Annotated in this window: 17 protein-coding genes; all 17 read right to left on the bottom strand. The window is 48.6% G+C overall.

What is annotated here, in order from left to right; translation table 11 throughout:
- Positions 1 to 4 precede the first annotated feature (4 nt).
- The 17 genes from U9S71_RS12505 to U9S71_RS12425 all read right to left on the bottom strand — a co-directional run bounded on the left by U9S71_RS12505 (position 5) and on the right by U9S71_RS12425 (position 25,633).
- The gene (locus U9S71_RS12505; protein ID WP_326327841.1) at positions 5 to 1,219 is read right to left on the bottom strand and encodes a DUF4959 domain-containing protein; all 1,215 of its coding nucleotides are present in this window, start codon (positions 1,217 to 1,219) and stop codon (positions 5 to 7) included.
- Between the two features lie 15 nt (positions 1,220 to 1,234).
- A complete protein-coding gene (locus U9S71_RS12500; protein ID WP_326327840.1) occupies positions 1,235 to 3,172 on the bottom strand; it encodes a RagB/SusD family nutrient uptake outer membrane protein in 1,938 nt (645 codons plus the stop codon).
- A gap of 65 nt (positions 3,173 to 3,237) precedes the next feature.
- Positions 3,238 to 6,702: a SusC/RagA family TonB-linked outer membrane protein gene (locus U9S71_RS12495; protein WP_326327839.1), complete on the bottom strand. Its 3,465-nt coding sequence runs from the start codon at positions 6,700 to 6,702 to the stop codon at positions 3,238 to 3,240.
- Positions 6,703 to 6,860: 158 nt separating this feature from the next.
- The gene (locus U9S71_RS12490) at positions 6,861 to 8,033 is read right to left on the bottom strand and encodes a FecR family protein (RefSeq protein WP_326327838.1); all 1,173 of its coding nucleotides are present in this window, start codon (positions 8,031 to 8,033) and stop codon (positions 6,861 to 6,863) included.
- Positions 8,034 to 8,127: 94 nt separating this feature from the next.
- The gene (locus tag U9S71_RS12485; RefSeq protein WP_326327837.1) at positions 8,128 to 8,655 is read right to left on the bottom strand and encodes an RNA polymerase sigma factor; all 528 of its coding nucleotides are present in this window, start codon (positions 8,653 to 8,655) and stop codon (positions 8,128 to 8,130) included.
- Positions 8,656 to 8,883: 228 nt separating this feature from the next.
- Positions 8,884 to 10,398 (bottom strand): carbon-nitrogen hydrolase family protein, encoded by a 1,515-nt coding sequence (locus U9S71_RS12480; protein ID WP_326327836.1) that lies wholly within the window; start codon positions 10,396 to 10,398, stop codon positions 8,884 to 8,886.
- Positions 10,395 to 10,619 carry a DUF6814 family protein gene (locus U9S71_RS12475; RefSeq protein ID WP_326327835.1) on the bottom strand — a complete coding sequence of 75 codons (225 nt, stop codon included), beginning with the start codon at positions 10,617 to 10,619 and terminating at the stop codon, positions 10,395 to 10,397. Before U9S71_RS12475 ends, U9S71_RS12480 begins: the two co-directional genes overlap by 4 nt.
- Position 10,620: 1 nt before the next feature.
- Positions 10,621 to 12,198, bottom strand: coding sequence for an MFS transporter (locus U9S71_RS12470; RefSeq protein WP_326327834.1), 1,578 nt, complete (start codon positions 12,196 to 12,198; stop codon positions 10,621 to 10,623).
- A 110-nt stretch (positions 12,199 to 12,308) separates the two neighbouring features.
- Complete coding sequence (locus U9S71_RS12465) at positions 12,309 to 13,067, bottom strand: glucosamine-6-phosphate deaminase (RefSeq protein ID WP_326327833.1); 759 nt, start codon at positions 13,065 to 13,067, stop codon at positions 12,309 to 12,311.
- A gap of 6 nt (positions 13,068 to 13,073) precedes the next feature.
- Positions 13,074 to 14,306 carry an N-acetylglucosamine-6-phosphate deacetylase gene (gene nagA / locus U9S71_RS12460; RefSeq protein WP_326327832.1) on the bottom strand — a complete coding sequence of 411 codons (1,233 nt, stop codon included), beginning with the start codon at positions 14,304 to 14,306 and terminating at the stop codon, positions 13,074 to 13,076.
- 30 nt (positions 14,307 to 14,336) lie between these two features.
- A complete protein-coding gene (locus U9S71_RS12455; RefSeq protein WP_326327831.1) occupies positions 14,337 to 15,653 on the bottom strand; it encodes a sugar MFS transporter in 1,317 nt (438 codons plus the stop codon).
- 10 nt (positions 15,654 to 15,663) lie between these two features.
- Entirely contained in the window at positions 15,664 to 17,016 is a 1,353-nt protein-coding gene (locus U9S71_RS12450; protein ID WP_326327830.1) for a Gfo/Idh/MocA family protein, read from the bottom strand.
- 166 nt (positions 17,017 to 17,182) lie between these two features.
- Entirely contained in the window at positions 17,183 to 18,664 is a 1,482-nt protein-coding gene (locus U9S71_RS12445) for a sialate O-acetylesterase (RefSeq protein WP_326327829.1), read from the bottom strand.
- Positions 18,645 to 21,032 carry a hypothetical protein gene (locus U9S71_RS12440; protein ID WP_326327828.1) on the bottom strand — a complete coding sequence of 796 codons (2,388 nt, stop codon included), beginning with the start codon at positions 21,030 to 21,032 and terminating at the stop codon, positions 18,645 to 18,647. Before U9S71_RS12440 ends, U9S71_RS12445 begins: the two co-directional genes overlap by 20 nt.
- A complete protein-coding gene (locus U9S71_RS12435) occupies positions 21,022 to 23,373 on the bottom strand; it encodes an alpha/beta hydrolase family protein (RefSeq protein WP_326327827.1) in 2,352 nt (783 codons plus the stop codon). Before U9S71_RS12435 ends, U9S71_RS12440 begins: the two co-directional genes overlap by 11 nt.
- A 49-nt stretch (positions 23,374 to 23,422) precedes the next feature.
- Entirely contained in the window at positions 23,423 to 24,229 is an 807-nt protein-coding gene (locus U9S71_RS12430; protein ID WP_326327826.1) for an SGNH/GDSL hydrolase family protein, read from the bottom strand.
- Between the two features lie 39 nt (positions 24,230 to 24,268).
- Positions 24,269 to 25,633 (bottom strand): putative oxidoreductase C-terminal domain-containing protein, encoded by a 1,365-nt coding sequence (locus tag U9S71_RS12425; protein ID WP_326327825.1) that lies wholly within the window; start codon positions 25,631 to 25,633, stop codon positions 24,269 to 24,271.
- Position 25,634: the final 1 nt, after the last annotated feature.

The raw sequence follows: 25,634 nt of genomic DNA, 5'->3' as shown, positions 1-25,634 counted from the left end.
GACTTTAATCAATTAATTCCCCCCAGAAGCTCAATTCCAAGACGTGTACCGTCGAAAATGATGCATTGGCATACGTAGATACCGTCCTGAACCTGATATACCTGATGGGGGTAAAGGGATCCGGAGCAAAATCACTCACGGCAAATTCAAATTCGATGCCTTCATCTGCAAAAGCGATGTCTTCCTGGGTAATTTGTGGTCCGGGCCCGGATGGTTTCAAGCTCTCGAACCGTCCGAGCGGTATCCAACTGTCATCGAGCTCGCCGGTAGGATTGGGCGAAACCGAACCCCATATTTCAAACACTTTTGCATGCCCCCGCTTCCATCGGTCGTCGGCATGCTCGCGCGGCCAATATTTTAAACGGCTTAATTTGACGGTCCTCCCTAGATCCCAGGTGATGTTGTGCGGGAGTACTTGCGTTTCCATGCCATGAAACCCACTACCGGTATACACGTCATCCCATATTTTAGTTGTGGGATAACCTGTGTTAACCGGAGGTATATCACTGGGCAACGTATAAGCATTCCACGTAGCTTTGGGAATATACTCCTCAAACCACGGCGTTACCTCAGCGGTTATGGTATCGGACAAATTACCCCACCTATCGCGAATGTACATCGAGAATTCTTGTTCTACCGGATCTAACCCGTCAACCCCGCGATAGGTAAACGTTCCTTTCGGCGTAGAGGTATAATACGTGATCAACTCACTCATATACCCCAAATTTGCCGTATCCGCCATCAATACGATGGCTAGGTTTGCTTCTTCAGGGTTTTCGAAATCGATCGCTACGCCGCCGAACGTATCCCTGAATTTTTTGCTCGCCAGTTGTACCGGAGCCGTTGTCGGGTTAATCTGTACCGTATACGGGGCCGATTCTTTTTCATTCTTCCCTACCGAATACAGCTTAACGTCGTACGTGTCTGGGATGCCAAATCCTTCTAAAACTAAGGAGTCTTTGAAGTACGAAGACTTTGTTTCGCGGATGACGCCGGATTTGATTTCATATTCCGCACGGACGTAAAGCATATTTCTATCCACGGGCAGGGTATATCTCAACACGGCTCCGCCCGGTCTATTGTCTACCGTTACATTGGTCACCTGACCGGGAGCTGCTGCGGCATCGTCGATAAAATCAATACGGCCCTCTTCTTTGCAACTGAGCCATAACATCGACGTTAGTAGGATAAGGATATATATAATACTATTTTTCATCATATAATATTTTAGTCGTTACCACCCAATATTCTGTACCAAATTTGGATTCACTTCAATATCAGCGGTTCTGATCGGCCAGAAATAGTCGCGGATGCCGAATTTTTGTTCTAACAAAAGCTGTGGTTGGTACATCATCCGGTTCACTTCTTCTTCGGTTCCATCAATGGTAGACACCATCATGTTCCACCCTTGCAGCGGAGTGTGGTATTCGCTCGGCGCCGTTTTCCAACGCCGGATGTCCCAAAAGCGTTGTCCTTCGAACGAAAGCTCGATCAGGCGTTCCTTTTGAATGATTTCACGCAAACCAACCTGGGTATTGTACTTGGAGTTATTGGTATAGGTATCCCACGATTCCTTCACGCCTTTCAACCCGGCACGGGCGCGGACACGATCGATATATTGAAATAGGTCGGCACTATTGGATCCACTAGGGCCCTCGGCTTCGTTAATCGCTTCGGCATATAACAGGTACAGATCGCTCAACCGCATAATCGGCCAGGCATAACTGGGTGACGATATGCTGTTTATCGCATTAAACTGCGCCTCGTAGGGGATGAATTTTTTAGGGATATAGCCGGTCCAGTTTCCCTGTCCCTGCGTGCCATCGGTTTCGCCCATTTTAAACGCAAGGTATCGCAACGATGAGGCATCTTTGTCGTTGTATTGCCCTGCGCCGAACCACACACCGCCGTCGAAGCCTACCCACGCGTAAAAACGGGGCTCGCGGTCGAAATGCATATCAACCGTGGTTCTTCCCTGCCGGATATAAAGTTTATCCTCGGCCTGTGCCGTTCGCAGGTTATAAAGGTTTCCGATACTCCGCGTCTTATCCTCCTCAAGCGGCACACCATTTTCGGTATAAAACATCTCGGCTATTTTGATCGGCATACCCAACCACTGGCAAACGTCGTTACTATTGACATATTCGGGGTTCAATTTTGGCATGGATGCATGGATCATCCCTCCGCTTGTGGGAATGGAAATCATTTGCGTGTTTGCCCAGATCACTTCACTACTTGAACGGAAATTAAACGCATTTCGGAGGGTTACATTCAATACGGTGGTATCGTTGTATCTGTCGGCCGCATCTTCAAACGTATATAACATGATCCCCGCTTCGTGGCAAATATCAATGGCTTCCTTACATGCGACCATTGCTGCGTCCCATTTTTCGGCGCTGAATTCTGCATCGAACAGCGGCGTACCATCATGGTTTCTCAACGTTACCTGATCGTTATTACCGTTAAACAACGGGCTTGCAGCCGTGACCAGCACTTTTGCCTTCAACGAAAGCGCAATAGGTTTGGTGATACGCCCATAGTCACTTGCCGGATCAAGTACAATCGTGGGTAGCTGGTCCCCCGCAGCTGCCTCATCCAGTAACTGCACGATGTAATCGAAACATTCGTCTACGGGTTGCCGTTCTACTTTCACCGCATACACATCCGCATCTACCGGCATATTTTCCCGGATGATAGGAACCGGACCATACATCTGTACCAGGCTAAAATGATAATAGGCCTTCAATACTTTGGCCTCTGCCGCCCATTGTTCGCGTTCCCAAGCAGGTAAGTCGGGCACTAAATCGACATTTTCCAAAAACGTATTGCAAACACGCAATGCCTCATACATACTGCTCCATCTTGCCAGTATCGGACTGGTCGCATTTTGAAATCCTTCACTGATATCCAGACCGGCAAGCGAGAAACGGTTAGAAAAGTGGGTGGTTCTTCTCGTCCATATATCGTCGCCCCCTAAGGTGGTCGGGTCGCCTGACCCACCATTTTTCGGCATGTATGAATAACAGGTCGCCAAATATTTACGAGCCTGCGTTCTCGAATTGAAGGCCATATCTAACGTAGCAATCCCGTCGGGCACCACGTCCAGCCAATTGCCGCAAGCAGCGGTTAAGCTCACTATAGCGGCAAATATTATGATTCTTATTTTTTTCATCTGTCTAAATTTTTTTTTCCATGGCGATGAAGCTGTCATGGTTCAATCATCGCTGACACACTTAACTAGTTGAAATCAAAGTTTAACCCAATATTAAACACCCGCTGGTTAGGATATCCGAGCCCATTACCAGCCATTTCTACATCCCACATTTTAAACTTACTGAAAACAAGCAGGTTCGTTCCGCTGAGGTAGAGCCGGAGATTATTCATCTTTATCCGTTCCGTTAACCGACTGGGTACCGTATACCCCAACTCCATCTGCTTAACGCGCAGAAAATTGCCATTGCGCATAAACCACGTATTCCGTTGGTCTGCGGCCCATTGTTGGTTACCATTTCCATCAATATAGGCTCCAGGAACATTGTTTGTGTTGACTCTGGTATCCAGTCGAGGCCAGGTAGCGTATAAATTCTGGTTTTCTTCAGACCAATAGCTATCAGCATACGCTTGAAGAATCTGAGCGTCATTAAGAAAAGGAGCTGTACTATATGCATTGATCCAAAACGACTGTCGGGCTGCTCCTTGGAAAAGTACCGAAAAATCAAATCCCTTGTATCCCATGGAAACCCCAAATCCGTAGACAATCTCGGGGACTTCAGGATGACCTAGGGGAACCCTATCCGCTTCGGTAATCCTACCATCACGGTTTACATCCAGGTATTTGATATCTCCGCCGCCATATTCAGAAGTACCCACATATTGCGGAGGCGAACTGGCCGCTTCTTCATCGTCTACAAAAAGCCTTTCAGCAATATACCCCGTTACCTGCTTTAATGACATGCCTACTCTTGAGCGCCAAGGTTCGTTGTATTCGGGTTCTTCATACACATCATACTGGCTGGTCGCGTACGTGAAATTTGCACGTGCTGAGGTCCAAAAATCTGGATTCCAGCTTTTCTGGTATTCCAACATCATATCGACCCCTTTGCCCGATGCTTCGCCTACATTTGCGCGCGGTGTGGCCGTCAACCCCATGGTGTTGGGAATACTGGCCCTCGTCATCAGGATATTGTCTCTTTTTTCGGTAAAATATTCCGTAACGATGTTCAAATCGTTCCACAAACCCAGTTCGAGCGCAAAATTCTGTTTATATGACTTCTCCCACGATATGTACGGATTGGCGTAACGGCTAATCGTGATGCCATTATAAACCGTATTATATTCTGACCCGAAGATGGCCCGTCTTCCGGCATTGTTCATATTGACTTCGGAAAGATAGAAAAACCGATCTTCGCGCGTACCAATTTGGTCGTTTCCGATTAGACCATAGGTATAACGCAGTTTGAGGTTACTAACCACGGGTTTTAAATCGTCCCAGAACGGTTCGTTGGAGACGAGCCATGCAACACCTGCCGATGGGAAAAACCCAAAACGGTTGTTTTTATCAAAACGTTCGCTTCCGTTATACCCGAAGTTAAATTCGGCGAAATACCGGGAGTCGTATGAATACGTTGCACGCCCCGCCACACCTAAATTTCTGGAAGGGAGCGACAATTGCAACGAGCCGGCGTTGGCGGTCAACGTCTCCCGTGCCTGAAACACCAACATACTACTGATGTTATTTTTTCCGAAATCACGGACATGGTTTAAGCTTCCTTCAAAATAGAACGTGGAATATTGTTCTCTGTCATTCTGCAATTCGCCGTATCCTAAATATTCCGTACCAATCTCCGTTTCAATTAATTTGTAGTCTCCTGTCAACCGGTTATACCTACCAATTTCATGATAAAACGGCGTGTATGCCCTGTTGACTGCAAATTGCGATAAGCGACTGATATTTAACATCCCCCGGCCAGTCAGCCCCGGAGTAATGAAATCCAAATCCTGCTTCAATTCTAACTGAGCCAATATCTGCGAGCGCGACTTCTCTTTGTAACCGCGAACCATTTCGGCATAGGGATTAATTTTGCTATTGTTGAAGTTACCGAACAGTATGTGTTCTGCATATTGAAAGTCTTCGTCTGCCGGGTAATAAGCAGGGAACAGCACCGGATTGGAATGTACCATTAAATTATACATGTCTGCTCCGCCACGCAAGGGGCCTTTGTATTCTTCGAAATTGGCACTTAAACGGACAATCAACTCTGTCCTTTTGCTCAGGTCAATATTTACAGTCGAACGCAAGTCGTAATTATTGATGGCAATATTATTGTTGAAATTATTGCGCTTGTCGACGTTAAGGATCCCGTTGTCGCGATTGAAGGAACCGGCAACGTAGTAACGAGCAACACCCCCACCGCCGCTGACATTCACATTGCTGCGCTGATTCATCGTATAATTCTTAAACAACATTGATTTCCAGTCGTTCGCCGGATAGATAAGCGGATACCGGCCTTGCTCGGTCATCTCAATCTTTTCCTGCGAATAGAGAATACTTCCCTCTGGATCTCGGGTTAGGATCGCTTCGTTATGCATTTTCATATACGTCACGGGATCCGCCACATCAACCGTCCGCGTTGGGGCTGATATCGAATTTTCAAAGCGGAAGGAGAATTTTGCAGGGCCTTCTTTACCTTGTTTGGTCGTTACCAAAATCACCCCGTTTGCACCGCGGGAGCCGTACAACGCGGTTGCGGTCGCATCTTTCAATATAGAAAAACTTTGAATATCGTCGGGGCGAAGGCGGGCCAGGTCATTTGCGGAGAGTTCGATCCCGTCGATCAATATCAACGGGTTGGTGTTTGTCCCAAACGTCGTGATACCCCGGACAAAGAAATCGGCATTATCTTGCCCCGGTTCGCCACTTCGCTGATATGCAATGATACCCGCCGCCTGGCCCGCCAATGCCGTGGTGAGGTTGCTGGAAGGCACTTTCAGGTCGCCGGGACTAACGGACGTGACCGAGCCGACCACCTCCCTCTTTTTCTGCGTACCGAAGCCGACCACCACAACGTCGTCAAGCATGGAAGCCGACATTTCAAGCACCACATCGATTTCTTTTCGGTTGCCTACGTTTATTTCTTGGGTTTGATACCCCACCATCGTAATTACCAGAACGGCATCTTCCGGCACCTCCAACACATACCGGCCATTTACGTCGGTACTGGTTGCCATATTTGTCTGATCTTTCACCGACACCGTCACCCCCGTGAGCGGGGTTCCCGATGTATCGACGACAATCCCTGAAACAGTGGATTGTTGCCGTAAGCTGGCCAGGATTCGTTCCCGCTTTGCTTTACTGGTATTCCTTTTCAGAATCACCACCTTCTCGTCTTCCTTCACCAGAAAGTCGAGGGGAAGGCCTTTCAAGCTTTCGGCAAGTACCTCGCGGATGTTATCGGATTCGATGGAAATATTAACCGCATCTAGCGCCATGATATCATCGCGGTTATAGAGAAAGGCGTATCCGGTTTGCCGCTGGATATCTTTAATCAATGCCGTTACACTACCGTTGGACATATCCAAGCGGACAGTCTGCGCCACTCCCTTTGCATGGATTTGAAGAGACGCGAGTACGATAAAAAAAGCGGTGACTTTCAAATACAATAAAAAACTAGTGACAGGGGATACGTATATATTTCTCCCCATAAAAGAAAAAAATTGCATAATTTTGATTTCGTTTAGTTATATAACACATAACCTAAAAGTGATTGCAAAAGCTTTATAGGTGTTACTGAACTGGACGAATCTGCCACACCGGTTGCCCCCGGTGTGGTTTTCTCCAGATTGATATTGGATAGTATGCCTTATGTCATAACGGTAATCCTCCTCCCATCGATCATAAATTTGACGTGTCCGGTCAATTCCAGCAACTCCAGCAACCTGGAAATAGAGAAGCTCCGAGGGAGCATCAATATGCTGAATTGTTCTTTAATCTGTGTTTTATATTCAACATCTACATCGTACCACCGGGCAACTTCCTCCATGATCGTCTTCAATTCCGCATTTTCAAAATTGAAATAGCCATCTTTCCAGGAAGTTTCGGTATTCAGTGCTACCTTTTGTTTCAACAGTATCGGGTTGGCTACGTGGGTGGTCAGTTGTATTTGCTCACCGGGTTTTATGAGCAGGGCATCTTCCCCCGCTTTGAACTTGACCGTGCCTTCTTCCAATGTTGTTTTCATGACGGTGTCGCCGGGGTATGCCTTTACGTTAAAGGACGTGCCTAGTACCTCGATTTGCGCCTGATTCGGCAACTTTACCACGAAGGGCCGCGCTTTGTCTGACACGACATCGAAGTAAACCTCTCCCTGTATTTCTACCACGCGCTGTTTATGGCCAAAAAAAGCAGGAAAACGGATGCTCGACGCCGCATTTAACTTTGCCGAACTGCCATCCGGCAGCACCACACGATACTGCCCACCCTCGGGCGTTCGAACCGTATTAAAACCATCCGATTTTTCCTTTTCTAAGGGCAAATAGGTAATCTGTCCTTCCGACAGTTCAATCCCCGAAGCTCCGTTCTGCGTGGACTTATTATTTGTTGATATGTCGCCGAGAAAAAGTACGTTGCCGCCCGCCAACGTGGCCATTGCTTTATCCGAACCTGCGTCGATATCGTTCTTATACCGCTCCTCGCGGGTTAAGGGTGCGTCGACTTCGACGAGATGATTTTTGTAAAGCCAAGCGGCTGCAAACAAAACAAAGAAGAAGGCCAAGCCTGCAACCAACCGTGTCGAAGAAAGAAAAAAATACGTTTTGCGGCCCGAAGTTTCCTTAGGTTTGGCCTCGTCAATCCCAGCGAAATCAGCCCACTCACCACGTAAAAAAGAATCGTCATCCTCGAGCGCTGTATACAACGTATTCAATTCCGGATATTTCCGTAAATACCCGTGCAATTCGAGCTGTTGTAACTCAGTGAGGTTACCATCCATATACAACCTGAACAACTCTTCTATTCGTTCTGATTCGGGGTTCATATTTAATCTAGTTTCCTTATTATAACAACTGACATGGATTTTCAACCCAAGGAATCGAACTTATTTTTCAAAAAAAACAATAACGTTTTAACCACTACACCAAACCCTTGTGTGCCAGTGATTTCTTGATAGAGTGAAGCGCACGGCTTTTGGCATTTCGGACATTTTGCTCCGAGGTGTTCAGCTTTTCAGAAATTTCTTTCGTTGAAAGGCCATCGAGATAAACCAGATTGAAGACGACCCTAGTTTTGTGCGGCAACTCTTCAACTTTATGGTAGATATGACTAAGAAGTTGGGCTTTCATGATCTTAGCCAGGATAAAATCTTCCGTGTGTTCAGATAAATAGAGGATTTCGTCGTGCGCTATTGACCGTACTTTCAGTGATTTCAGGTAGTTGAGTGCCGCGTTTTTGGCGGCTTTATACAGAAAGGCTTTTATGGATGGCAATTCATGGAAGTTCATTCGACTAACCCACACTTTTTGAAAACATTCAGAAGTGATATCCTCGGCCTGCTGTATGTCATTCGTCAATTGGAGAACAAAGTAGCAGACCGGCCGATAATACCGCTTGAACACCTCACTGAAAGTCTGTTGCGATATTCCCTTTTCGTTGGATAACATAAGTCAAGATCAAGTTTATACCAAAGGTTCGTTTTATTACCCCATAACAGGTTCACTTCAGTTGCCCAACAAGTTGCGTTGACCACAATGGCAGTTTACCTTCTATGGTTAGTTAAGCATACAAAGACGCTTCCCGTATGCACGTAGCAAGTCTACACAAAATGGTATGAAAAACTATCCTGCTGTATCCTGCACGAAAAAGCAAGTATTGAGATACGGTTAAATAGGTTACGGTTTATTCAGCGATACCCGATATAAATCGCTTCGTCGATCAATCAGGTTCTTTACCGTGCCGTATTGGTTGAGTTCTTTCAATAAATTCAAATCCACATCAACAACCAGCACCATCTCGGTATTTGGAGTGGCTTCGGCTTTGACGGCATTCATTGGAAATGCAAAATCAGAAGGGGTAAACACGGCCGATTGGGCATATTGGATATCCATGTTATTTACCTTGGGCAAATTACCGACCGCACCAGCAATGGCTACATAACATTCGTTTTCAATGGCACGCGCCTGGGCACAATTTCGAACACGGATGTAGCCGTTCTCGGTATCGGTCAAGAAAGGAACAAACAGCATCTGCATTCCCTGATCGGCAAGTATCCTACCCAGTTCCGGAAACTCGACATCGTAGCAGATCAGTATACCGATCTTGCCACAGTCTGTATCAAAAACACGGACCTCGTTACCGCCTTGCATTCCATAGTATCTGGTTTCATTAGGCGTAATGTGTACCTTCCTGTATTCGTCGATCTTGCCGTTGCGCTGGCAAAGCAACGATACATTATATAGCTTACCGTCTTCTTCGACGACGGGCATGGTGCCGGCGATAATGTTCACATTGTACGATATGGCCAGTTGCTGGATATGCTGTTGGATATCGGCGGTCATGTTCGCCAGCTCGCGCATTGCTTCCGTAGTGGGCAAGTGGTTATAGGGGCCCATCAACGGTGTATTGAAAAACTCGGGGAAAAGGGCGAAATCCGCACCATACCCGCTTACCGCATCCACGAAGAACTCCACCTGATCGTAAAAGGCCTGGACATCTTTAAATGTACGCATCTGCCACTGCACCAAGCCCAACCGAATGGTCTGCTTGGATGGTGACGATGCTTTCGTTTTCGGTTCGTAATAAATATTGTTCCATTCAAGCAACGTGGCGTACTCTTTCGATTCCGTATCGCCAGCAAGGTAATTTTTCAGTATCTTTTTTACGTGAAAGTCATTGGCCAGCTGGAAAGTCAATACCGGATCGTACACTTCTTTTTGCTTCACTTTCTCGATGTACTGCTTGGGCGTCAGCTCGTCGGCATGTTCGTGGTATTTAGGCAACCGTCCACCCAGTAGGATACCTTTCAAGTTCCAATGTTCACACAGTTCCTTTCGGGCATCGTAAAGCCGCCTACCTAACCGCAGGTCTCTAAATTCAGGGTGCACAAATGCTTCGATACCGTATAACACATCGCCTTCGGGATTATGGGTAGAAAAGGTTCCCTCAGCGATAATTTCGCGATACGTATCTGTAATATCCGTCTTTTTGGTATCGATAACGATGGCCAATGCACAGGCCACCACGCGGTCATCCACCTCAACACACAATTGCCCTTCGGGGAAGAGGCCAATCAAGTCTTTGATGTTTGTCCGCGTCCACAACCCGCCTACACCGCCATAGGCTTGATTCATTGACTCGATGAGGTCATTGAAGTCTTTCAGCGATAATTTTCTGACTTGAATATTCATACCGTTTCATCATACTCACCATTCAGTGCATACCATCCAAAGATGCAAAGTCCCCCTGTGATAATGGGCATAAGTATAAACGTATAAATGATAGCGGGCACCAAATCTTCAGACCGGTCACTGGAAAATTGGGGAATTGCCTGACTGATAATCAAATAATACCCGGCGGCCAAACCGAGGGCAATCCAAACAACACCTAATATCTTTTTTATCGTGTTCATGTTACTGTACGTTTTGGTTTTTGTTTTTGAGATAGAGTAACCCGATGATAAAGCTGACACCCGCGATAATAATGGGATACCAAAGCCCTTCCAAGTAGGGTTTTTCGTTTGGCAAAGCATGGCCTGCCGCCGACATCGCATCATTGGCGAACTGTGCTTTAGCAACCAGGTATGTGGCTACCGCCGGAAGCAAACCGCCAAAAATACCGTTACCAATGTGGTAGGGCAGCGACATCGAGGTGTACCGGATCCGAACAGGGAACATCTCAACCAGGAACGCCGCGATAGGACCGTAAACCATCGTGACGTATATGACCAATACGAACACGAGCAGCACTAATGTTGCGAAAGTGCCCGACCCCACATGGATATGTGCTGCGGCCGTAGGTGCGGAGAACTCCGTTTGGCCGGCGACCTTCAATTCCTCCTGTACAACGGTATGCACAGACCCATCGCTGTAGAAACGCTCCGAGGTGGTTACCCGCAAAGAATCTCCCGTTTCGCCGTGCATTTCTACCTGTTGGTTGGTGGTATACGCATCTACCAGCTCCTGTTTATTTGCTGTATCTGTCAACTGGTAGATCCGATCAAATATCGGCCGGTAAGTGAGGATGGCCAGCAACATGCCGGCTAACATAACCGGTTTTCGACCTATCTTATCAGACAACCACCCAAAGAACACAAAAAAGCCTGTGCCGGCCAACAATGCAGCCCCGATGATGTAATTGGTCTGGTCGAAATCTACCTTACAAACGCTCTGAAGGAATGATAAGGCATAAAACTGACCGGTATACCAAATAACCCCCTGCCCCATGGTAGCACCGAACAAGGCCAACAAGACGAATTTGAAATTATACTTTTTACCGAAGGATTCTTGGAGCGGGTTGGCAGATGTATTTCCCTCGCTTTTTGCCTTCTTAAACAACGGCGATTCGTCCATATTTCTACGGATGAAATATGACACCACTACCATAACGGAAGAAAGCAAAAATGGCAACCGCCAGCCCCACTCATCAAACGCTTCCTCAGACATGCTTCCTTTTGTCAGCATAATGACCGCCAACGAGATAAACAACCCGAACGTGGCCGTGGTTTGGATCCACGACGTGCGATAGCCCCGTTTTCCGGGTTCGGAGTATTCCGCCACATAGGTAGCGGCACCGCCATACTCACCGCCCAACGCTAACCCCTGCAGAAGACGCAGCAGCAGCACGATAACAGGGGCCGCAAACCCGATGGTTTCGTAACCCGGCACCAACCCGATGGCACAGGTAGCTAATCCCATCACCAGCAGGGTAACCATAAATGTATATTTACGACCGATAATGTCACCGAGACGGCCGAAGAACAGCGCACCGAATGGTCGTACCACGAAGCCTGCGGCGAAGGTGGCCAAGGTGGATAAAAATGCAGCTGTAGGATTATCGGGCGGAAAAAATTTGGTGGAGATGATAATCGCTAGACTGCCAAAAATATAGAAGTCGTACCATTCAATGAGTGTGCCGAGTGACGATGCACCGATGACTTTCCATAGGTTTCTTTTGTGCGTAGCGGTGTCGACAGGGGAAGATTCTTGCATATATGATTTTTAATAACTGGTCAAAAAATATCCCATTCTGTCAAAAATGGGATACTAAGGGCCTAAATTAATTACAATTATTCAATCCTGATAGCATAATTATAAAAAAATTATAATTTCGACGCACTCTCCTTATCCATATACAGGATCGCGTTGCGATGGGACCTCAGGATCGTGGAGGGATATAAGGGTGTTATCGCGTGTAGCAAGGTGTAACGAACGGCATCGGCCTTATTGGTGCCGGGCACGATACAAAATATATGGTCTGCGGCCATCAGTGCGGGGATGGTCAATGTTAGCGCATGGGTCGGGACATCGGACAGCATCCCGAAGCAGTTATCATTCACCTGCTGTTGTCGGCAGGCGTTGTCCAGATCGACCACTTTCACCCACGCGGGGTCTGCAAAGTCCGCAACGTGCGGATCGTTAAATGCGATATGGCAATTTTCACCAATCCCCATGCACACGATATCGACGGGGTTCTCCCCTAACAGATTAGCATAGCGCTGACATTCGCCATCGACATCCGCGGCGCTGCCATCCAGGTAATTGACCGACCGAAAAGGCAGCTTACTGAATAGGCGGTCCCTTAAAAAATTACCGAAGCGCTGGGTGGCATCTATGGGCAAGCCTACATACTCGTCCATGTGGAAAGCATTCACCCTTTTCCAGTCAATATCTTCACGACGCACCAGCGCGGCTAAAAACTCGTTCTGGGAGGGGGCAGCTGCGAATATCATATTCACGGTGGATTGCGTGGCCAAAAGGTCCAAAAGCGTTTTCGCCATCTCCTGCGCCGCTGCTTCACCCATTTCAACACGGCTGTCAAACTGTTTGACAACCAACGAATCTACTTTCTTATCCATCATTTTTTCTCAGCTGGCAATTTCTCTTTTAGCTATATTTGACGAGGCACCCTCGGTACTATCGTAGACCACCTGTCCTTTTACCATGGTCATTTTAACATTGATATGTTCGTCAAAGCATATGATATCGGCTTCTTTCCCAGGCACCAAGGTTCCGACGCTTCGGTCGACACCAAGGATACGTGCCGGCGTCGCCGTCATCATTCGTATGGTATCGATAAGGGGTATCCCCGCTTCTTCTACCAATGTGCGCACCAGGCGGTCTGCCGTTGCCGTACTACCCGCAAACGCCGATCGGTCGGGCAACTTAGCCACCCCCTCTTCTACCAGCACCTCGATTCCGTCTGTCAAACTACCTAACGTGCTTAGCCCTTCGGGCATGGCCGCAGCACGCATCGCGTCGGTTATCAGTGCGGTGCGGTCGGGCCCTTTTATCTTATAAACCAACTGGAGTAATTCAGCGGGCAGATGCCTGCCATCCGCGATGATTTCCACGTCCATCTCATCGATCAGAAAGGCGCTCTCGACGACGCCACCATATCGAAACGCATTTCGCCGGGTAACGCCCGACATCGCCGAATACAAATGGGTAGCCAGTGAATAACCGTGTTCGAAGGCCTGAATAACATCGCTATAGAGTGCATCGGTGTGGGCGATAGATGGCAAGATCCCGCGCTCGCGCAAGACATCTCCAAACGGTATCGCCCCCGCACGTTCGGGCGCGACACTCCAGCGCCTGATGGACGATGAACTATTCAGGATATCCAAATATTCAGCCGGATCCGGATCTCGGATGTATCGCGGGTCTTGGGCCCCCCGTTTTTCCATAGAAAAGTAAGGCCCTTCGATATGCACTCCTAAGAACCTCGCCCCCCTTACATTCGCTGCCGCAGCCTGTTCGTAAACGGCCAATGACCGGATAATTTCCGTTTTGGTACTGGTCAACAGAGTAGGCAGCATCGCAGTCGTACCGAACCGTGCGTGTGTTTCGGCCACTCTCAGGAATGCATGTATATCATCGTCCATGAAATCCGACCCACCCCCACCATGAACATGGATATCGACAAATCCGGGTGAAACATAAGCTCCTTTCGCATCGATGATTTCCGCATCGGGCACGTTAATTTTACCTTCACTTACGGCTTCAATCTTTCCATCGGCAATCAAAAGCTCGCCGTTTCTTATCATGCGATAAGGGGTAATAATGCGCCCGTTTATAATTTTTATATATTTTTTTGACATTGGTATTTTTAGTAAAATAAATAATGGCGTTTACCACTTTCTAAGTTTGTGCCCCCACATGGCATAATAAATGAGGTAAAGGTAACAGGGCAATAACACCCAATAAGCTTCCCTTAGCCCAATCGTATCGGCAAAATAACCATATACAACGGGCAATATGGCGTTGCCGCATAACCCCATAATCAACAGGGATGCCCCTACCTTGGTAAACCGCCCCAGTCCATCGATAGCCAGTGGCCAGATACCTGCCCAGGTAAGCGAGTTCGGAATACCTAAAAGTACAATGAACCAAATGGATATATCCGTTTGATGCCCGAATATACTAACGTCGCCGCGCGTAAATACGATCAACAACGAGAGAACAGCCCCCATAATAGTAACCAGCCGCAGCATATTCTTTTGGCTTATCCAGCGTGGTATAACCGAAATGCCAAGAACATAGCCAACGATGGCCGTTCCTAACGTGTAGGATGGGAAAACCTTCGCCTCGATGAGCGATACGCCCATTGAACCCGCATAGTTAATAATCGTGTCGATGGAAATAACTTGGGCGCCAACGTGGATGAAAATCGCTACGGCACCCAAAACCAAATGTGGGAACTGAAAAATCGATGTTTTACCATGATTAGCTGCCGATACTTCTTCCGATTCTTCCTCGGTGTCAATTTCGGGCAATGGCGAATAGCGTACGCCGATTCCGATCAGCAACAGGGCCGCTCCGACAACGGTGTAGGGTACAATAACCCGTGCAATGAGTTCATCCAAGGCCGCTGAACGTGCCACGTCGGTCATCGATGCCAAACTATCGAAGAGCGTCTGGTCCGTGGGCCGCAATACGGCCGCTGCGAAAAGCAAAGGCGCTAAGATTCCGGCAAATTTATTGCAGATCCCCATGATGCTGATGCGCTGCGCCGCCCGTTCTTTTGGTCCAAGAATCGTAATGTACGGATTGGCGGCGGTTTGCAGGATCGCTAAGCCGACACCGATGGTGAACAGCCCAATGAGAAAGATCTCATACGTGCGCGTCATCGCCGCGGGCACAAAGATAAAAGCCCCCACGCTCAGCGCAAAAAAACCGATCATCATCCCTTTTTTGAAGCCTACAGCTTTCAATAGGTAAGATGAGGGCACAGACATGACGAAATAGGCGATATAAAACGCGAACGCAACGAGATACGACTGAAAATGGGTGAGCTCGCACGCGATTTTAAAATACGGAATAAGAATAGCGTTGATCCACGATAGGAACCCGAAGATGAAAAACATCCCGGCGATGATAATAATGGAAACCGTGGTGTCGCGCCGCGAAAGCGACGCAACATTTATTTTGGTGTTTGAAACTGCCATTGGAATCCGCTTAAATGGTTGGTTCCCACCCGCGCTCGTAGTCACGGCGCCATAGTTTCTTCGCTTCTCTGTTGTGCAGGATATGACCATTGGATGGGTCTGTCTCCAGCATACCCCCGCTACGCTGCGCGATATTGCCCAGTTGCACCAGCAGTGTGCTAATATGGCCGCTTTCGATATCCGATGCCAATTGGCTGCCATTTTTTATACCATCGAAGAAATTCTGGATGTGGATGGCATCAAGGGCCTGTGACGGGCTCGTTACGTTACGAGCGTCGACCGTTACGTCATTCTTCACCTCTTTTATAACTTTCCCTTTGAGATCAAGCACGGTATAGGCATTGCCTCCCGCAATCTGAACGGTCCCGTTTTCGCCATAGAACGCCACTCCCACCGTGGATCCATCGGTCGTTTGGCCATTGCAACTACGCCCTTCCCAGGTAATTAAGCTTTTGTCGGCAAACTCCAGACTGATAGACTGCGTATCGGGGGCTTCCCAGTCATCCTGGTAGCGATACCGCCCACCCGCAGATGTCACCTTAGTTGGATAATCCACTTGTAAACCCCAGCGGGCAAGGTCGACCATGTGGGTACCGTTGTTCAGTGCCTCGCCGGTGCCCCAATGCCAGAACCAATGCCAATTGTAATGGATAACGTTATCTTTGAGCGATCGCCGGGGCGCTGGCCCCTGCCACAGCTCATAGTCCAACCACGATGGAACGGCTATTTCCTTACCTACCCCGATAGACGCCCTGTTATTGGAATACCATGTTTTCGCGTAGTATGGCTTGCCAATAATGCCGCTGTGCAGTTCATGGATGGCTTGCGCTACGTTGGGCCAAGACCGGCGTTGATTGCCCATCTGGATCACATTTTTATATTTCCGTTGAGCGGCCACCAACAACTCCCCTTCATGCGGGTTGTGACTCGCCGGCTTTTCGAGGTAAACGTGTTTACCTGCTTTAGAAGCCAAAATGGCTGCCGGTGCGTGCCAATGGTCGGGTGTAGCTACCACCAACGCATCAAAATCACTGTATGAGAGCAATTTGCGGATATCAGCTTCCGATTTCGGACGCGTGCCTTGGATTTTCTCTACCGTGCCAATGCACTTCTCCGCAGCTCGCGTGTCTACATCACAGACATAGGCGACTTCACTATTTGATTGTGCAGAAAAATTACGGGCCAATGCCAAACCACGCGCATTCACCCCCATCGCCGCCACCCGTATGCGCTCATTGGCACCAACGATATTTGCATAGCTCTTCGCACTGAAAGACGGCAGGATACCTCCGAACGACAGTGCCGTTGCACCGACCACCGCTTTTTTAATAAAGTCCCTCCTAGAATCAATTGATTTTTTCATCTGTATATAATTTGTTTTCTATTGTTATACCGAAACGACAATTGGCTTACCCTTTTCAAAACAGGCTTAATGATATTTCGTGTACGTACACGAAGATATAAATTTAAAATTAAAATGCGTGCACTTTTTCTTTTTTTGTTTCAATTTCAGTTCTTCTCTGCCCACGCTACCTCAACCGCCTAATGCGGATATTCCTGAATGACGCCCCATCTCCATGGTCCTGTAGGAGGATATGCCCCGATGCGGCCTCGCCATAGCCCATCCCGTATTCACTAAATTTCGTTCCACTAACCAGCTGGCGGAAGGCGTCTGACCCTCTGTCGTAACTCAGTATCCGCTGTCCGTTCAGCCAATGTTCCACATGGGTGCCCTTTGCGACGATTTTTGCGTGATTCCACTCCCCCGACTTATGCAAAACCTTATGTTGGGGTGCGTATAACAGGTATAGTGATCCTGTACTTGTTTCGGGGCTTTTGTTGTCACTAACCGATGCGTGTTTAAAATCATCAATCAATTGGTATTCTGGGCCATTTAGTACCGTTTTCCCTTTTGCATTTTTTAACGGTGCCACAAAGTACTTCAGCCCGGTATTGGCCGAATCACTGAGCATGAAATCAAACACCAGTTCGAAATCAGAAAATTGTTCCCGCGTAATGATATCTCCGCCTTTCCGGCCGGGTAAAACCGAGAGTGTCCTTTCTTCTACTCGCCAGCCTTCATCGGGAAAACGATCTCCTTTGATGCTCCGCCACCGAACATTCGGGTCATTACCCGCAAATAAGTGCTCCCATCCTTCCGTAGCATCTGCCGCGTTGGGCAAGGGGACCGCAGTTACTTTTTGTAACGCTAACATACCTTTGGCGAAACGCCGTCCGAATTCCGACGCCGATGGGCTGTCGAAATGCGTACCATCACCGCGGTGCCACAGCCCTTCGGATGATACGACGGTTGTGTACGGTACCGTGTTTGGTAGTTTCAACAATTCGCTGTTGATCAGTTGATATCCCGCACGGTATCGTGCCAGTTGGCCGACAACAAAAGGTAAGGTCGGGTCTCCAACCAATGTACGGACACGTCCGATAAGCGTTTCCAACTTTTGGAGGTATACGCTTGCCGACGCCGGATTACTGTCCCCCTCGCCCTGATGCCAAATCACCCCTTTGATCATACCGGTCTCCATCGCTTTGCGGATCCGCGCCGCCGCATCATCGTACGGATGGGTATGTGTCTTTTGGTCATACGCCCCCGGGGCCCATTTTGCTATGGGTGTGCCCCCTACCGCACAAGGAACCAATCCGATGACCGCATCGGGGGTTGCGTTGGCCATGGCGATACCGAATGTCAGGCCCGGCCCCACCCCTGCGACCTTCGGTTTATCGAAATGAAGCGGGTGCCGGGCGGGCACCCATTCTCCAGCCTGGTTGAGCATAATCAGCCTAGGGTGGCCCTGCTTCGCATAATCATCGGTAACACTACCCCTGCCTGCCATGTTTGACTGCCCCATTAAAATATAGATATGTACCTTTTCCGGCGATTGTTGTTGAGCAAATACGCCCGTAACAAAACACCCCAAAAACAAATAAAAACAGCTGGCAATAAATGACTTTTGCATATGGTAGTGGTCTTCTTTATGATGCTTTCCCTTCATCTTCTTCTATATCCGTCGCTTCGAGTTCATGATGCCCTTTCAGCATGGCGACGAAAGCGGGCCGGAGTCGAATCCCCTTTTCTTTACAGTAATGAAGCATATCATTTCCCAGTCTGGAATTTAAATGATTATATTTCACTGTCTTATTTATGCGGACCGCGTCCACAAGATACAATAAATCCGGCCGGCTTTGCCCGCCTATTTGAGGGGCTAAAAACACACAATTGGAAAAGGCTACACCTAACGTTGCTGCCAAGTGCATGGATTTTCCATCTGTTCCAAGTACCGGTTTAAATTTACAGTTTCCAAAATAAATATCGCCTTGCACCTCGCGCTGTTCTCCAACATTGAAGGCATGGAGGGTGCAATTTTCAAATGCAAGACTCAAGATATTGTTACCAAAACATCCGCGAAAATGACGGCAGTTTCTAAATGTGATTTGCGGCAACAACTGCGAAGCGCCGGTATCTCCGGATGATGTTCCCAGGTTAATATGTAAACCCGGCTCCTCGATCGTGGGGGCGAGTTCCTCCAATTGGATATCTTCAAATATCAACTGTGCATTAGGTGTCAGGGTCACTCCATCGTAGCTACCTTGACGAAGCGCGTAGTATCCGTCCATGTAAGGCAAATTCATCAACCGTACGCCATTTCCTCCACCAACCACCCGTATATTTCTGAATACGCTGAACACAGGGAAGAATAACGGGCGTCCGGGAGCTGGGCGATAAGTAGTTGTACGCATCACCCAACAACCCCGCTCCTTATCCGCCATCCCGCTATAATCTACCACAAAATCCTCCACCTTAATCGAATGCGCATACCCTATGGGGTACTGGTAATCAAAATTGGCCGACAAAAAAGACAAGATGGAAATATCGGTCGATTGATTCGGGGCCAGCCGGCAATTGGTAATGTTGATATTCCCGGCCCACTTCCCGCCGTAATCGTACCGAAAATTGATGAAACGGGAGCTTCGACACGTTGTATTCGTAACCACCAGTTCGCCACCACCGGTAATCGAAATCCCTTTATATCCAATTTCCGAATCGCTGATCGACAAATTCCAGCAATGGAAATGCACATCTACTCGATTCAGTTTACACCGCTCAATCCGGAAATTCTTATTCATATTGGTGCCGAACACCCCCCAATGCGTCATGCTGCCTTCCGCGGTGATATTCCGGAAGACCACATTAAGCATCCGGTTACCGCCTAACCCATATGTACCTTGGGGCACGCTGGCTTCTTTGCTTCCGCGGTCTTTTTCCCAAGGAATCAGCCGCACATTTTCCAACAAGCAGTCGTATACCCTGCTGAAGGAATAAAACCCGTTCCTCGGAGCCATGGAAACATCCCGCTTTCCCGCATCCAAACCAACCCACTGATTACGGATAATCGTACGGCTGCGACTGATACTGAAGCCGTTTTGGACATATTGCACCTTCTTACTTCCGGGATCGTCACCAGACACATAAAACGCACCACCCTCAATGGTGAGAAAACTCTCGTCTGCCGGGTACGCGACGAATGAGGTATAATTTTTAAATGCCCAAGCAATATCCCCAATGATGCGCCCATGTTCTTCCACATAACATAGTTCTTCGCGCATACGGGATACTCGCCCACCATACGTTTTGCCAGCCCGGTATCCGATGCGGTCGTTTTCATCCGCAATGACCAACAAGCAGTTTTTATATTTCGAAAGCAGGGGAATGATTCCGACACCGGGCCTGAATTGCTCCAAAAACATTTTTTTCTCTTCCTCCGTCAAGTCAATGGGAATGGGCTCGTGTTTACTCGTAATATGGAATCGCGCTGACCTGCCATTATACTTCTCATTGATATGAAATTTGGATTTACCCCAGACCACGTCCGTCTGGACAACAATGCCAGTGGTTTTCTCAATCCAATAGTCCCCCCGCAAATTGACAACCGGTACATCCATCTTATTGGCGTAGGCATGTGCAGCCTTGATGTTCTCGCCATCGTCATGCTTACCGTCTCCTACGGCACCGAACATTTTATAATTTACGGTCTTTATATCGACAAGTGTTGCGATGTAACCGTTTGCCAATGTCACCGCCGTATGCTTATCCACCGTTAGCGCGGTCTCCGACGAAACCAGGTAGCTCGCTCCTCCACCGTCTCCCACATGGTAAAATCCTGATGTATAAACCAGGTCGCCCTCTTCGAGTCCTTCATCGCGTATCAAATGCGCGATGTTGGGGTAAAAAAAAGTACGCATTCGATTTCCGGCAGGGGTTACGTTACCACCGGTTGCCGCAAGGCCAATTGTTGACACCGCCGATAGCCCGGTTACACCGACCGCAGCAAGCATTTTTCGTCGGCTCAGCTTATTCTCCATGCACCCCTCCCTTATACAGCTGCTGAAAAAATGCCCCCACTTCTTCATACATTTCCACGGTCATGCGATTGATTTCATGTGGCTGTTTCACCACTAACCGTTGTGGATTGCCATACAAGCCATATACCGTTTTGACCGGCTCCATCATTTTACGTAATGCGTCGTTGTCTGTATGTCTATCGAGATCGGGAGCAATGATCAGCATCGGTTTGGGTGCAGCCGCTGCGATGATTTCCCCGAAATCCACGGGCGCTTCCTCCGGGCTGTCTGCAAAGAATCCGAGCCTGGGGATAAAGCCGTGCAAATGGGAATAGGTTTTCAACGACTCGTACCGACTATCGGAGGTACGCCATGGCGAAAAAGCTGCAACGGTGGCTACGCCGGCTACCCGGTCGTCCAGTGCTGCCGTAAGTATGGATACACTGCCACCGATGGTATTACCCAACAAATAGACGTGCGAATCATCCAGGTAATCGATATCCTCCACGGCGTCAATACAGCTTTTGACATCCCGTACCATCTTCCCCATTTTGGACCAACCGGGGTATCGCTCATAAAAATTGACCGCTTCTTCGATGCGTGTACCGAAACCATACATATCGATCGCCAGCACGGCAAACCCCTGTTTGACAAGCTCGCGAAACAACCCTGCCGTTCCTTTTTTCCCATCTTTATTATACCCTTTGGAAAATCCTGTTGAGTAGGCATACTGATGCGAATAGATAATAACGGGAAACCGACCACTTGCGGGCAGATCAAGTTCGCCCGACTGGTCCGCTGGACAATATAATACACCGGCAATGTGATCGCCGATTGCCGTGTAAGGCCCCAGGTAAATTGCTTTGGCCCCTGCAACTTCCGGGCGCGGCACGATACTTTCTATCCAATCGTACCGGGGATTTTCCTCGGCCTTTACCTTAGTTGCCCTTACGCCCGATGGCTCCTCGCCCAACAGCCAATTTAACTTGTTGATAATCTCACTACGTTCTGCTTTGAAAGCACCGCTATCTGCATACTTTTCTTTGAGCACAACGGGCCTGATACGCGCAGCCGCCACTCGCTCTTCCGCGTGTTTTCCCTCCCATTCGTTGTAATCATACGTATAATACAGCTCGTTGGTCCACTGGAGGTCGCTCCGGTTAAACTGAATATCGAGGAAATCGATCGTCGCTTCCACATCTCGGGCGGCCACAGCATGCCTGCCCATCCGCGTGTGCACACCAATCCGCTCGGGAGTACCCAAAAAATCATACACCGTTTTTACCGAGTAATAATTCTGTTCGTTCGACCAGGAATTCAGGCCCGGTTCCACGATAGAATAATGGAACAGCAGCGCCCTCGGGGCAATCAGCGCCGCCAACGAATTTTGGTCTACCGGCAATTTATCTTCCCGCCCCGAAAAGAATCGAAGTCGAGGGTGAAACCAATGCCCATTCCAAGCGGCTACATAGTCTAGTGTTTCACTAGCATACTGTGGGTCGCAATACCGCCAAGGCATATCACCCCCGGTGCTAGAACTGCTGGAGACCACGGCAGCTATCCGCTCGTCGAAAGCTGCGGCCCACAACGATTGTTTGCCGTTACGCGAATGCCCGGTAATGGCGATTTGATCCTTATTAACGATTTCGCGTGTCAGCAGGTAATCGACCACTCGCGATGCCCCCCACGCCCTACGCATCAGTCCGCTGAAATCATAGTCGGGATACAGTGTTTGGTAAATGTCTGTATCGTCTTTCATATCTGCGGCAGCATAAACACACCCGATATACCCGCGCTTTACCGCCAATTGGGCCCACCCGCGGTGGTTCCACTGGGTCATGAATACGGGAAAAGGGCCCTTGCCTTCGGGTATGATGAGTTCAACGGTCATCGTTGCTCGGAATTGCGGACCGAAGCTGAGTTCGATTAGTTGTACCCGAGTGCCATCAGCCTCCGTGGTATCCGAAAGCACCGCCGCCCGCACCTTAGGTGGAGCAGGTGGTACGTGCCCCGATATCCATTGTTGGTACTCTTCCTTAATCCATTCGCGCTGTTCACGCCATTCAGCTGGTGTGGCAATAGTCTTGCCGTTCCGATGGGACAGCAACGGATCGGGAAGCATAGGCACCGATGGCATCGTCGCGAAATCCGGGGGCAATTCCCCGGTCCGTTTCAGCCAATCTTCCCATGTACTATCTTGTAAGCTGACCCGTCGGGTGTTTGCCCGGAAGCGTTGCTTGATATTGATTTGGAGGACCTCCTCCAGGTATTTCTGCTGTCGTTCGATCTTGGACTGTGAAAACGAATACGGAGCAGTTAGTAATAAAAATGCGGCACAAATCAAAAATGCATTTCGTATCATGTTGATGAACAATTTATGGTGTATAACCCGTTCTTTTATAACAGCGGCTTTATAAGTCAACAAACGTCTGCCGTACCTTAGCGACGACCATTTTGGCGATTTTCTCTTTTGCTGCACCATCTTTCGGATGCAGCCCATCCCTTAAATCCCTACCTTCTTTGCCTTTTGTTTCGAAGTCCGAGACGATGCCGCATTTGCGGCCATCGATAATCTCAAAGCCATAGGCAATGGCCATCTCTTCCAGGGCATCATAAAGCACCTCAATATGCTTCCAATTCCACGCTGCCCGCTGTATCGGCAGCATCACATACGTTTTGCAATCCCAGCGTTGCCTGACGGTGTAAAACGCATACCGGATGGCGTCATACATGGTATCCTCGATGGATAACTCCCCGATGTCTTTGGCCATGGCCTCATCGAACGAGCCGACAATAGGGTTGTTTGAGCTGGGTATCGACGCGTTAGGATTATTGTGGTATTCATTGGTGCCTAAAGCGATAATGACGATGTCTACATTTTGCTCGTCACTGGCTTTTTCTAACTGATCGGGCATATCTTCCACGTTTTTTATCGAACGCCTACGGAATGCCGCCCCGCCATCGGCAAAATTGATCCAATTGTTGTTGTCCAAAGCCGTCATCGCCGGTTGGACCCAACTTGTCTTTTCTCCTTTGGTGTCGGTAATACTATCGCCAAAGATCAGTATTTTTTTTTCGGGAAATGTGGGATTAAGCGACAGGACCATCTCGCGGAGCCATACGAATCCGGTATGCACAAATCCGGGAATAGCCGAATAGCCATAGCACGGCACTGCCAGCACAATGATCATCAACGCCCATTTAAAAAGCCTCTTCATCAGCATTACATTTGAGGTTATACATGCCACCATTAACATCTACAAGTCTGGGCGCTCCAGCCAATCGGCAGCCGCATCCGCCTGCGTAGTGATATAATACTTCGCCAGCATGCGGTCAACCTCTTGTTTGGAAGGTAGAACCAAACGGGTTTCTTTACCTACCGACCGCTTTTCGGAGGTGATTCGCCATCCCTTCTCTTCCGGATGCAAGGAAATAAATGGATATATCACCTGCCATTGATCAACCTTATCGCGGAGTACATTTTCGAAGTCGGCAAGCCGAACACCGTCTGCCGGTTCAATATATAAATCGAGCGGGTAGCCCGGCTTGATGCGCAAGGTAGCCCGGGTACCCCTTATGACGGACTGGTGGGTATCAGACTTACCCGCCGCCGCTTCGAATTCCCAACGGGCGGTAAAGCGGGCATAAACACCTTTTATCTTGGTGACGATCTGGCCATTGGAGAAAACTTCCAACACACTATCTTGCTGATAAGGCTTAAGAAAATCGGGGTACGCGTCCACCCGTGTTGCCTTTTTAAATTGCGTTGGGGTAATCGTGGTAGGCCACAGTTCTGCCGATACGATTTCAATATCGGTATCGTAGCGAACTGCTTGCGTAGGAAAACAGGTCCACAGCACAAGGTCCGCCAAATGGGTAGTCACATCGGTAACCCCATTGCCCTGTTGTTTTACATCAAAAAACCACGCGGGCCGTTTGATACGTTTGTAATAATAGTGCATGTTTTCCTGAACGATCGCCGGGTCTTCGGCCGATCCCTTTTCCAACGTGCCGAAAATTTCAGGGATAGAAACCAGTTCTTTCTGTAGGATACAAGGCACCCAATTTCTCATGGACATGGCCGGTAAATCGGTGACGAACCGACCCTGTTTTTCGGCTTCAGCCATGGCCAACCGCAGTTTTGCGAAACCGGAAGAATTGAGGGCCATGGGCTTATCTGCGATGATACCCAGGCCCGCTTTTGCAGCTTCCAGTATTTGGTCAGCTTTCTGTTGGTTGTTACTGGCAATCATCGCCACATCACCTTTTTGCTCTTGTAGCATCCGCTCGATAAAGTCGTCTCCCACATACGTGTGCACCTTCCAAACCTCATCAGGGGTGGCCGAACGATTAAGTCGATTGATGGAGTTGAGGTAACTTGCCTGCAACTCATCCGCATGCGGAGCGTACACATATACGTCACGTTGAAACGTTTGCGCTAAGGCGAGCTGGATTTGTACACCGTGCGGATGGGCTGGAGCCAGCACAACGAGGCGTGAACGCCCTTCCGGCGGTTGCTGTGCCCATGCATGCAATGAACAAAGCCATAGTAGTCCACACAGGCAATGGGCGGATAGCCTTATCGCCTGACGGGCATGGTTAGCTGTTGGCCGTATCATCATC

Origin of the sequence: Parapedobacter flavus (assembly GCF_035818675.1) — a bacterium.
Classification (GTDB): domain Bacteria; phylum Bacteroidota; class Bacteroidia; order Sphingobacteriales; family Sphingobacteriaceae; genus Parapedobacter; species Parapedobacter flavus.
Note: the sequence above shows the minus strand (reverse complement) of the source record. Positions and strands in the feature narration are given on the sequence as shown.

Excerpts from the sequence above, each read along its gene's own strand:
- U9S71_RS12505 (WP_326327841.1), bottom strand. The coding sequence starts at position 1,219 with ATGATGAAAAATAGTATTATATATATCCTTATCCTACTAACGTCGATG.
- U9S71_RS12500 (WP_326327840.1), bottom strand. The coding sequence starts at position 3,172 with ATGAAAAAAATAAGAATCATAATATTTGCCGCTATAGTGAGCTTAACC.
- U9S71_RS12495 (WP_326327839.1), bottom strand. The coding sequence starts at position 6,702 with ATGGGGAGAAATATATACGTATCCCCTGTCACTAGTTTTTTATTGTAT.
- U9S71_RS12490 (WP_326327838.1), bottom strand. The coding sequence starts at position 8,033 with ATGAACCCCGAATCAGAACGAATAGAAGAGTTGTTCAGGTTGTATATG.
- U9S71_RS12485 (WP_326327837.1), bottom strand. The coding sequence starts at position 8,655 with ATGTTATCCAACGAAAAGGGAATATCGCAACAGACTTTCAGTGAGGTG.
- U9S71_RS12480 (WP_326327836.1), bottom strand. The coding sequence starts at position 10,398 with ATGAATATTCAAGTCAGAAAATTATCGCTGAAAGACTTCAATGACCTC.
- U9S71_RS12475 (WP_326327835.1), bottom strand. The coding sequence starts at position 10,619 with ATGAACACGATAAAAAAGATATTAGGTGTTGTTTGGATTGCCCTCGGT.
- U9S71_RS12470 (WP_326327834.1), bottom strand. The coding sequence starts at position 12,198 with ATGCAAGAATCTTCCCCTGTCGACACCGCTACGCACAAAAGAAACCTA.
- U9S71_RS12465 (WP_326327833.1), bottom strand. The coding sequence starts at position 13,067 with ATGATGGATAAGAAAGTAGATTCGTTGGTTGTCAAACAGTTTGACAGC.
- nagA (WP_326327832.1), bottom strand. The coding sequence starts at position 14,306 with ATGTCAAAAAAATATATAAAAATTATAAACGGGCGCATTATTACCCCT.
- U9S71_RS12455 (WP_326327831.1), bottom strand. The coding sequence starts at position 15,653 with ATGGCAGTTTCAAACACCAAAATAAATGTTGCGTCGCTTTCGCGGCGC.
- U9S71_RS12450 (WP_326327830.1), bottom strand. The coding sequence starts at position 17,016 with ATGAAAAAATCAATTGATTCTAGGAGGGACTTTATTAAAAAAGCGGTG.
- U9S71_RS12445 (WP_326327829.1), bottom strand. The coding sequence starts at position 18,664 with ATGAAGGGAAAGCATCATAAAGAAGACCACTACCATATGCAAAAGTCA.
- U9S71_RS12440 (WP_326327828.1), bottom strand. The coding sequence starts at position 21,032 with ATGGAGAATAAGCTGAGCCGACGAAAAATGCTTGCTGCGGTCGGTGTA.
- U9S71_RS12435 (WP_326327827.1), bottom strand. The coding sequence starts at position 23,373 with ATGATACGAAATGCATTTTTGATTTGTGCCGCATTTTTATTACTAACT.
- U9S71_RS12430 (WP_326327826.1), bottom strand. The coding sequence starts at position 24,229 with ATGAAGAGGCTTTTTAAATGGGCGTTGATGATCATTGTGCTGGCAGTG.
- U9S71_RS12425 (WP_326327825.1), bottom strand. The coding sequence starts at position 25,633 with ATGATGATACGGCCAACAGCTAACCATGCCCGTCAGGCGATAAGGCTA.